Genomic DNA, 9,868 nt, shown 5'->3' on the forward strand with positions numbered 1-9,868 from the left:
GCCCCCCGCCCGGCCCCCCCCCCGCCCCCCCCGGGGGGCCGCCCCCCCCGCCCCCCCCCCGGGCCCCCCTCGGTTTCCTCCCCGGCTGGGCCGCCGCTGTGTGGGGGAAGCACCTGAGCGATCTACAACGACGGGGGAACCGCTCAGGCACTGCGGGGGGTGGCGGTGATGGTCTCGGGCTCGAGCAGCTGGTGGTCCCGCTGATCGAGATTGACGAAAATCATGCCGTACCGGATGGCACAGCGAACGGGCTGCGGGGCTCCGCGGGGCCGGCGCAGACACCGGTAGGCGCGAACGTCCTCGTCCTGCTCACGAGCGACGACGATCGGTTCTCCGAAGAGGGTGACCATCAACGAATCGCCACGGTGGGGGATGGCCGTGACGAGATCGATGAAATGCCACCCGGATCGATAGGCCGAAGCCATCTCTCGCCGGAAGACCCGGTCGTCCGGCGGCACGGTCATGCGTCCGCGCCCGCCGGGGAGGAGTCCCACACCGGATCGGCCTGGGCTGCCGGGGAGACGTCCCACACCGGGTCGGTCACACCCGCCGGAGACACGTCCCACACAGGATCACCGGCGGGAGCGACATCCCACACCGGATCACCGGGAGCGGCGACAACACTGGCAGGAGCGCTGTCCCATACCGGGTCGCTGGTGGCCAGCGCTCCCACTGCCGCCGCCCCTATGAAGACGGAAGCAAGTACCGAGCGAAGCAGTTTTCTGGACATGAGCGGCTTCGACCTCACTTGATGGTTTCCTCTCCCCCGCGTACAAGACGATGGCTCAGTCTTTGCGCTTCCACCACCAGGGCAATGCATCATGTTCCTGAAATACAGGATCCTGGGGGGTGTTCAAATGCCGCAGAACGAATCAGAACCGACACATCCCCACGGTCATGTCGATCTCTGTGCAGCCGGATCGGACTTGTACGCCAGTGCGTTGCGTACCGGGCGAATAACCAGGAGCGAGGCAGAAGCCGCGCCCTGCCTCATGGACCTGGCACTTCTCCACCCCGACGCCGACGACCCCGCGTGGCTGCGGCCGGTCCCACCCTCGGCGGCACTGGCCCGGCTCGTCCACCCCCTGGAGCGGGAAATCCAGGAGCGCCGCAGCCTGGCCTTGGGACTCTCCAGCGTTTTCGAGCCGTTCATGGCCATCAGTGCCCAGGACCCCTCGACGACCCACGCGATCACCGTCCTCGAAGGCATCAACCGCATCGACGCCGTCCTCGGCCGCGCCACCGCCGAGTGCTCGCAGGAACTGCTGACCATCCAGCCCGGCGGCGGACGCAGCGAACACACCCTCAACACCGCGCTCCACCGCATCCAGCCGCTCCTCGAACGCGGGGTCCGCGTCCGCACCCTCTACCAGCACACGGCCCGCCACAGCCACGGCATGCAGGTCTATCTGGAACAGGCCGGCATGGACCGGCTCCAGGTCCGGACCCTGGAGGAGTCCATCGAGCGGCTCATCATCATCGACCGCTCGGTGGCCCTGATACCCGCCCGCCAGGACCGCCAAGTCGCCCTGGAACTGCGCCATCCCGGCCTGGTCGAGTATCTCGCGACCGTCTTCGAACAGTCCTGGGCCCGCGCCACCCCCTTCGGCGAGCAGGTGCCCTACGCGCAGACCCAGGACGGCATCAGCGGCATCCAGCGCTCCATCGCCAAGCTCCTCGTCGAGGGCCACGTCGACGAGGCCATCGCCCGCCGGCTCGGTATGAACGTCCGTACCTGCCGCGCCCACATCGCCAAGCTCGCCGCCGCTCTCGGCAGCGGCAGCCGAGCCCAACTCGGCTACCTCATCGCCCAGTCCGGAATTCTGAACCAGGACCACTGACCACCATGTACGTACAGATCGACCTGGACGACCAGGCCGGAACCCTGCGCGTCTCCGCGCACGGGATGCCGACCGTGGAGCTCGTCCGGGCCCCGGGAACCACCCCCGACCCGCACATCCCCATCGGGACCCGAAGGCGCGACCTGCTCACCCTCACCGTCGACGGCGAGCCCGCCCGCATCCGGCCCTCGCGAGGACGGCTCCTGCGGCGCTCGTACCGCGTCGACGTCCGTGTCGGCGGTGTGCGCTACCGGCTCGTGCCGTGCGGCTACATCGACAGCCGGCTGATCCGGGACGGACGCCCGCTCGGCACCCTGGAGTCCTCCGGCGACGGCCGCGTCGACGAGGACTGGGCTCCCGGAACCGAGCCCGAGCCCCTGGACCGGGCCGTCGGCACCGCCCTCGCCGCCGCCTTCGGCACCGGCGCCGCGCCCTGGTGGGAGACGCTCGGGGACATCATCGCCGAGCTCACCCCGTAGCCCCGCACACACGTAGGCCCCCTCCCGTGGGAGGGGGCCTACGCGCCGTTCTCGAGAACTACTCGCCGCCGGGGCGCTTGGGGCGCCACACCACCAGCGCGCTCGCCTGCTGCACGTCGGTGTACGGCACCAGGTCCCGCCGGTACGAGGCGTGCACCTGCGCCTCGCGCTGACGCATCGCCGACGCGGCGCCCTCGACGGCCGCCGACAGTTCGGCGACCCGCTGCTGGAGCGCCGCGACCTGGTTCTCCAGCTCGATGATGCGCTTGATGCCCGCCAGATTGATGCCCTCGTCCTGCGACAACGCCTGCACCGTGCGGAGCAGTTCGATGTCACGGGCCGAGTAGCGCCGGCCCCGGCCCGCCGTGCGGTCGGGCGAGACCAGACCGAGGCGGTCGTACTGCCGGAGCGTCTGCGGATGCAGGCCCGAGAGCTGGGCCGCCACCGAGATGACGTACACCGGCGTCTCGTCGGTCAGTTCGTACGGATTGCGGCTGCGTCCCGGTCTGCTGTCCATCGGGTCAAGCTCCCTTCGCGGCCTGGAACAACTCTGCCCTGGGGTCCTCGCCCGCCGTCGCCTGACGGTAGGTCTCGAGGGCCTCGCGGGCCTTGTCGTCGAGCTCCTTCGGCACCGCGACCTCCACCGTCACCAGCAGATCGCCGCGCGTACCGTCCTTGCGGACCGCGCCCTTGCCGCGGGCGCGCATGGTCCGGCCGTTGGGGGTGCCGGCGGGCAGCTTCAGCGTGACCGCCGGGCCGCCCAGGGTCGGCACCTTGATCTCGCCGCCGAGCGCCGCCTCGTCGAAGGTGACGGGCACGGTGACGGTCAGGTTGTCGTCCTTGCGGCCGAACACCGGGTGGGCGTCGACGTGGACGACGACGTACAGGTCGCCGCTCTGGCCGCCGCGCTCGCCCGGCGCGCCCTTGCCCCGCAGCCGGATCCGCTGGCCGTCGGAGACTCCGGCGGGGATACGGACCTGCATGGTGCGGGAGGACTTGGCCCGCCCGCTGCCCTTGCAGACCTCGCAGGGGGTCTCGGCGATCAGACCGCGCCCCTTGCAGTCCACGCACGGGTCGGTGAGCGAGAAGGATCCGCTGCCGCCGCGCGAGACCTGGCCGGTGCCGACACAGGTCGGGCACACGCGGGGGGTGCCGTTCTTGTCGCCGGTGCCCGAACAGGCCTTGCAGGGCGCCTGTGAGGACATCCGCAGCGGCACGGTGGCGCCGTCCACGGCCTCGGTGAAGCTGAGCGTCACCTCGGACTCGATGTCCTGGCCGCGGCGCGGCTGCGTGCGCGTACCCGCGCCGCCGCCCGCGCCCCGGTTGAACAGTCCGCCGAAGACGTCGCCGAGGCCGCCGCCGAAGCCGCCGGCCCCGCCCGGGCCGCCGGGACCCTGGGCGCCGCCGAAGAGGTCACCCAGGTCGAAGTTGAAGTTGCCGCCGCCCGGGCCTCCGGCACGGAAGCCTCCGTTGCCGAAGAGCGCGCGGGCGTCGTCGTACTCCTTGCGCTTCTTGGGGTCGCCGAGGACGTCGTTCGCCTCGGAGATCTCCTTGAAGCGCTCCTCCGCCTTGGTGTCGCCCTTGTTGGCGTCCGGGTGGTTCTCGCGGGCGAGCTTCCGGTACGCCTTCTTGATCTCGGCGTCGGTGGCGTCCTTGGGGACGCCGAGAACCTTGTAGTAGTCCTTCTCGACGAAGTCCTTCGTGCTCATCGACGTCCCTCCTCTCGGACGATCTTCGCGCTAGCCCTCTTCGGGGCCACCGCTCTCCTCGTCTGCCGACTTCTCTTCCTTCGCGGCCGGCGTCGCCCCGGGCTGGGGCTCGGCCACCGCCACGCGCGCGGGCCGGATGGTCCGCTCGCCGATCCGGTACCCCGGCTGCAGGATCGCCACGCAGGTCGTCTCGGTGACATCCGGCGCGTACGAGTGCATCAGGGCCTCGTGGATCGTCGGGTCGAAGGGCTCGCCCTCCTTGCCGAACTGCTGCAGCCCCATCTTGGCGGCCACCGTCTCCAGCGACTCCGCCACCGACTTGAAGCCGCCCACGAGTTCGCCGTGGTCCCGGGCCCGACCGATGTCGTCGAGCACGGGCAGAAGCTCCGTCAGCAGGCCCGCGACCGCGATCTCCTTGACGGTGACCCGGTCCCGCTCCACCCGACGGCGGTAGTTCTGGTACTCGGCCTGGAGCCGCTGGAGGTCCCCGGTGCGCTCGGAGAGCGCGCTGCGGACCTGGTCCAGCTGGGCGGTGAGACCTGCGGTCTCGGCCGAGCTCTTGCTGCTTGCGTCCCCGGCCGGGGCCGCCGGGCCCTCCTCCGTGGAGGGGGCCTCGGCGGCGTCGGCGGCGTCGTCAGGGGTGGCGCCGGAGGGGACGTCGGGCTGCTCGTCGAAGCCCGGGGTCTCCTCCGTCATCAGACAGCGCCGCCCTTCGGCTTCTCGTCGTCGACGATCTCGGCGTCGACCACGTCGTCGTCGGCCTTGGCCTCGCCCTGCGGGGCGTCGCCGCCGGCCGCCTGGGCGGCCTGGGCGTCGGCGTACATGGCCTGGCCGAGCTTCTGGGAGACGGCCGCGACCTTCTCGGTGGCGGTACGGATCTCCGCGGTGTCCTCGCCCTTGAGCTTCTCCTTCAGCTCGGCGACGGCGGTCTCGACCTCGGTCTTGACCTCACCGGGGACCTTGTCCTCGTTGTCCTTGAGGAACTTCTCCGTCTGGTAGACGAGCTGCTCGCCCTGGTTGCGGGACTCGGCGGCCTCGCGGCGGGCGTGGTCCTCGTCCGCGTACTTCTCGGCCTCTTCGCGCATCCGGTTGACCTCGTCCTTCGGCAGCGAGGAGCCACCGGTGACGGTCATCTTCTGCTCCTTGCCCGTGCCCAGGTCCTTCGCGGTCACGTGCATGATGCCGTTGGCGTCGATGTCGAAGGCGACCTCGATCTGCGGGACGCCGCGCGGGGCCGGCGGCAGACCGGTCAGCTCGAACATGCCGAGCTTCTTGTTGTACGCCGCGATCTCGCGCTCACCCTGGTAGACCTGGATCTGCACCGACGGCTGGTTGTCCTCGGCCGTCGTGAAGATCTCGGACCGCTTGGTCGGGATCGTGGTGTTGCGCTCGATGAGCTTGGTCATGATGCCGCCCTTGGTCTCGATACCAAGCGACAGCGGGGTCACGTCGAGGAGCAGGACGTCCTTGACCTCACCCTTCAGCACACCGGCCTGCAGGGCGGCGCCGATGGCGACGACCTCGTCCGGGTTCACACCCTTGTTGGCCTCCTGGCCACCGGTCAGCTCCTTGACGAGCTCGGCGACGGCCGGCATACGGGTGGAGCCACCGACGAGAACGACGTGGTCGATCTCGGACAGGTTGATGCCCGCGTCCTTGATGACGTTGTGGAACGGCGTCTTGCAGCGGTCCAGGAGGTCGGCGGTCAGCTGCTGGAACTGAGCGCGCGTGAGCTTCTCCTCCAGGTGCAGCGGGCCCTCGGCGGAGGCGGTGATGTACGGCAGGTTGATCGACGTCTCGGTGGAGGACGACAGCTCGATCTTCGCCTTCTCCGCGGCCTCGCGGAGACGCTGGAGAGCCATCTTGTCCTTGGCCAGGTCGACGCCGTGACCGTTGGCGAACTGCTTCACCAGGTAGTCGACGACGCGCTGGTCCCAGTCGTCACCACCGAGGTGGTTGTCACCGTTGGTGGCCTTCACCTCGACGACGCCGTCGCCGATCTCCAGGAGGGACACGTCGAAGGTGCCACCACCGAGGTCGAAGACGAGGATCGTCTGGTCGTCCTTGTCCAGGCCGTAGGCCAGGGCGGCCGCGGTCGGCTCGTTGACGATGCGCAGGACGTTGAGGCCCGCGATCTCACCGGCCTCCTTGGTGGCCTGACGCTCGGAGTCGTTGAAGTACGCCGGGACGGTGATGACCGCGTCGACGACCTTCTCGCCCAGGTACGCCTCGGCGTCGCGCTTCAGCTTCTGCAGGATGAAGGCGCTCATCTGCTGCGGGTTGAAGTTCTTGCCGTCGATCTCGATCTTCCAGTCGGTGCCCATGTGGCGCTTGACCGACCGGATGGTCCTGTCGACGTTGGTGACCGCCTGGCGCTTGGCGACCTCGCCGACGAGCACCTCGCCGTTCTTCGCGAAGGCGACGACGGACGGCGTGGTCCTGGCGCCTTCGGCGTTGGTGATGACGGTGGGCTCGCCGCCTTCGAGAACGCTGACGACGGAGTTAGTCGTGCCCAGGTCGATGCCGACCGCACGTGCCATTTCAATTCCTCCAGCTGACTGACTTGAGTGGAACTGACTCAAGGATGCATGACGACCCTCGGCACGTCAACAGACCTGAGTGGAGGCGACTCAACTCTTCACCCTGGGAGCCGCTCAAAGAGACGCCGCTGGCGCGTCATTCCCTGCCCGGACCCCCCTCCGCATGAGAGAGTCCGGGGTGCCCCTGCCGGGCATAGCGGGCATATCCCACGAATATCCCATGAATGTCACTCGAAAGGGTGTGGGGAATGACGGCCAAGCGCGCACTCGACCTCCTCGGCGGACTCGCCCTGCTGACCGTCCTCTCCCCGCTGATCGCGGCCGTCGCCCTCTCGCTCGCACTCGCGACGGCCGGCGCGGGCGGGGTGACGCGCCGCCGGACCGTCGCGGGCCGGGGCGGAAACGCCTTCACGATGGTCACGTTCCGCACGAAGAGCGCGCTGGCCGGACTGCCCCTCCTGCTCCACGTCGTACGGGGGGAGATGTCCCTGGTCGGCCCGTGCCCCCTCACCCCCGGACACCGGGAGTGCGTGGGCGAGGCGCGGCGCCGGCTGTCGGTGCGGCCGGGGATGACCGGGCTGTGGCAGATCAGCGGACGTTCGGAGCTGCCGTGGGAGGAGCGCGAGCTGCTCGATCTCCACTATGTGGACCACCACTGGCTGGGGATGGATCTCGCGATCCTGGCGCGTACGCTTCCAGCAGTCCGGAGGCGTCGCGCGGCAAGGCTTGCCTGAGCGACACAGATCACCGCAGGCGCCGCTACAGCGCGGGGCCGTGAAGGGGTAATCTCAGCACGGACTGAATAAGTTACCGCTTAGTAGCGCCACACTGGAGAGTGCAGGCGCTCCGCCTCGCAGGCCCGCCCGAGGAGCCCCTCATGCAACTCGCCGCGATCATCGTGTCGATCGCCATCACGGTGGTGGCCGTCGCGCTGTTCGGCCGCGCCATCGCGCAGATCTACCGCTTCGTGATGCTCGGCCAGCCCGTACCCGCGGGCACGCGCACCGGCGACCCCACACAGCGCACCATCACGCTGGTCAAGGAGTTCCTCGGCCACACGCGCATGAACCGCTGGGGCGTCGTCGGCGTGGCGCACTGGTTCGTGGCGGTGGGCTTCTTCTCGCTGCTGCTCACGATCGTCAACGCCTTCGGCCAGCTCTTCCAGGCCGACTGGCTGATCCCGATCATCGGCGACTGGCTGCCGTACGAGATCTTCACCGAGTTCCTCGGCCTGATGACCGTCCTCGGCATCGTGACCCTGATCGTGATCCGGCAGCTGAACCGGCCGGGCGGGGCGGGCCGCAAGTCCCGCTTCGCGGGCTCCAAGACCGGCCAGGCGTACTTCGTCGAGGCCGTCATCCTCATCGTCGGCGTCTGCATCATGACGCTGCGCGCCCTGGAAGGCGTCCAGCACCACGTGACCGGCTGGGAGCCGGGCTTCTTCGCCTCGTACCCGCTGATCGCGCTGCTCGACGGTCTGGACCTGAGCACGATCCAGCACCTCACCTACTTCTTCGCGGCGCTCAAGATCGTCACGTCCTTCACCTGGATGATCACGGTCTCGCTGAACACCAACATGGGTGTGGCCTGGCACCGCTTCCTCGGCTTCCCGAACATCTGGTTCAAGCGGAAGGCCGACGGCTCCACCGCCCTCGGCGCGCTGCAGCCGATGACGACGGCCGGCAAGGAGATCGACTGGGAGGACCCGGCCGAGGACGCCGTCTTCGGCGTCTCCCAGGTCGAGCAGTTCTCCTGGAAGGGCATCCTCGACTTCTCCACCTGCACCGAGTGCGGCCGCTGCCAGTCGCAGTGCCCCGCCTGGAACACGGGCAAGCCGCTCTCCCCCAAGCTCCTGATCATGTCGCTGCGCGACCACGCGCACGCCAAGGCGCCGTACCTGCTGGCCGGCGGCGGCAAGGACATGGAGGGCAACGAGCAGGCGTCCGAGGAGCAGCTCAAGGACGTCCCCGCCGCCGCCCTCGCCGAGGCCGAGCGCCCCCTCGTCGGCACCGCCGAGGAGAACGGCGTCATCGACCCGGACGTCCTGTGGTCCTGCACCACCTGCGGCGCCTGCGTCGAGCAGTGCCCGGTCGACATCGAGCACATCGACCACATCGTCGACATGCGCCGCTACCAGGTGATGATCGAGTCCGCCTTCCCCTCGGAGGCCGGCACGATGCTCAAGAACCTGGAGAAGAAGGGCAACCCCTGGGGTCTGGCCAAGAAGCAGCGCGTCGAGTGGACCAAGGAGGTCGACTTCGAGGTCCCGATCGTCGGCAAGGACGTCGAGGACCTCACCGAGGTCGACTACCTGTACTGGGTCGGCTGCGCCGGCGCCCTGGAGGACCGGGCCAAGAAGACCACCAAGGCCTTCGCCGAGCTGCTGCACATGGCGGGCGTCAAGTTCGCGATCATGGGCGGCGAGGAGAAGTGCACCGGTGACTCGCCCCGCCGCCTGGGCAACGAGCCGCTGTTCCAGCAGCTCGGCCAGGAGAACGTCGCGATGCTGAACATGGCGTTCGGCGAGGACGACGAGGACGAGTCGACGAAGAAGCCGAAGTCCGCGAAGAAGATCGTCGCGACCTGCCCGCACTGCTTCAACACGATCGCGAACGAGTACCCGCAGCTGGGCGGCGAGTTCGAGGTCATCCACCACACGCAGCTGCTCCAGCACCTCATCGACGAGGGCAAGCTGATCCCGGTGACCCCGGTCGACGGTCTGATCACCTACCACGACCCGTGCTACCTGGGCCGCCACAACAAGGTCTACACGCCCCCGCGCGAGATCATGTCGGCAGTCCCGGGCCTGCGTCAGCAGGAGATGCACCGCCACAAGGAGCGCGGCTTCTGCTGTGGCGCCGGTGGCGCGCGGATGTGGATGGAGGAGCGGATCGGCAAGCGCATCAACAACGAGCGCGTCGACGAGGCCCTGTCCCTCAACCCGGACATCGTCTCCACCGCCTGCCCGTTCTGCCTCGTCATGCTGACCGACTCGGTCAACGGCAAGAAGAACGAGGGCAAGGCCAAGGAGTCCGTCCAGGTCGTGGACGTGGCCCAGCTGCTGCTCGACTCGGTGAAGGCGAAGCCGGAGCCGGAGTCCGTGTCGGAGGCCGTCTCCGCCGAGTAGTCGTCACATACGAGAGGGCCGTCCCGCAGATCCGCGGGGCGGCCCTCTCCTTTGTGGGCCCGGCCTGATCGAGCTGTGACCAACCCGCGGGGGGGTACCAGCTGCTTGGGCAATGTTGGCCCGGGGTGGGGGAACGGGGGCGGTAAATGGGGGGGGGGGGTGAGGGAAAGAG

General features: G+C 69.0%; 9 protein-coding genes. 4 read left to right on the top strand and 5 right to left on the bottom strand.

Annotated elements, in window-relative coordinates; translation table 11 throughout:
• Positions 1–143: 143 nt before the first annotated feature.
• Positions 144–464 carry a (2Fe-2S)-binding protein gene (locus ACFVZW_RS15575; RefSeq protein ID WP_329118791.1) on the bottom strand — a complete coding sequence of 107 codons (321 nt, stop codon included), beginning with the start codon at positions 462–464 and terminating at the stop codon, positions 144–146.
• A 393-nt stretch (positions 465–857) separates the two neighbouring features.
• Here ACFVZW_RS15575 and ACFVZW_RS15580 point away from each other — a divergent pair, with 393 nt between their 5' ends.
• A complete protein-coding gene (locus ACFVZW_RS15580; RefSeq protein WP_384521313.1) occupies positions 858–1,841 on the top strand; it encodes a helix-turn-helix transcriptional regulator in 984 nt (327 codons plus the stop codon).
• Between the two features lie 5 nt (positions 1,842–1,846).
• Complete coding sequence (locus ACFVZW_RS15585) at positions 1,847–2,320, top strand: hypothetical protein (protein WP_384521277.1); 474 nt, start codon at positions 1,847–1,849, stop codon at positions 2,318–2,320.
• A gap of 58 nt (positions 2,321–2,378) precedes the next feature.
• Here the strand turns inward: ACFVZW_RS15585 and ACFVZW_RS15590 are convergent, their stop codons facing one another.
• From ACFVZW_RS15590 to dnaK, 4 genes are read right to left on the bottom strand one after another with little or no spacing between them, the layout of a single operon-like run.
• Positions 2,379–2,837 (bottom strand): heat shock protein transcriptional repressor HspR, encoded by a 459-nt coding sequence (locus ACFVZW_RS15590; protein WP_329118783.1) that lies wholly within the window; start codon positions 2,835–2,837, stop codon positions 2,379–2,381.
• A gap of 4 nt (positions 2,838–2,841) precedes the next feature.
• Positions 2,842–4,029, bottom strand: coding sequence for a molecular chaperone DnaJ (gene dnaJ, locus ACFVZW_RS15595; RefSeq protein WP_376434919.1), 1,188 nt, complete (start codon positions 4,027–4,029; stop codon positions 2,842–2,844).
• Between the two features lie 30 nt (positions 4,030–4,059).
• Positions 4,060–4,725: a nucleotide exchange factor GrpE gene (gene grpE, locus ACFVZW_RS15600; protein ID WP_376434921.1), complete on the bottom strand. Its 666-nt coding sequence runs from the start codon at positions 4,723–4,725 to the stop codon at positions 4,060–4,062.
• Positions 4,725–6,569 carry a molecular chaperone DnaK gene (gene dnaK, locus ACFVZW_RS15605; RefSeq protein WP_384521282.1) on the bottom strand — a complete coding sequence of 615 codons (1,845 nt, stop codon included), beginning with the start codon at positions 6,567–6,569 and terminating at the stop codon, positions 4,725–4,727. Before dnaK ends, grpE begins: the two co-directional genes overlap by 1 nt.
• Before the next feature lie 248 nt (positions 6,570–6,817).
• Here dnaK and ACFVZW_RS15610 point away from each other — a divergent pair, with 248 nt between their 5' ends.
• Both ACFVZW_RS15610 and ACFVZW_RS15615 read left to right on the top strand, forming a co-directional pair.
• Positions 6,818–7,303: a sugar transferase gene (locus ACFVZW_RS15610; RefSeq protein WP_384521285.1), complete on the top strand. Its 486-nt coding sequence runs from the start codon at positions 6,818–6,820 to the stop codon at positions 7,301–7,303.
• 143 nt (positions 7,304–7,446) lie between these two features.
• Entirely contained in the window at positions 7,447–9,696 is a 2,250-nt protein-coding gene (locus tag ACFVZW_RS15615) for a (Fe-S)-binding protein (protein WP_384521288.1), read from the top strand.
• Positions 9,697–9,868: the final 172 nt, after the last annotated feature.

Source organism: Streptomyces sp. NPDC059567, assembly GCF_042735655.1.
Lineage (GTDB): Bacteria > Actinomycetota > Actinomycetes > Streptomycetales > Streptomycetaceae > Streptomyces.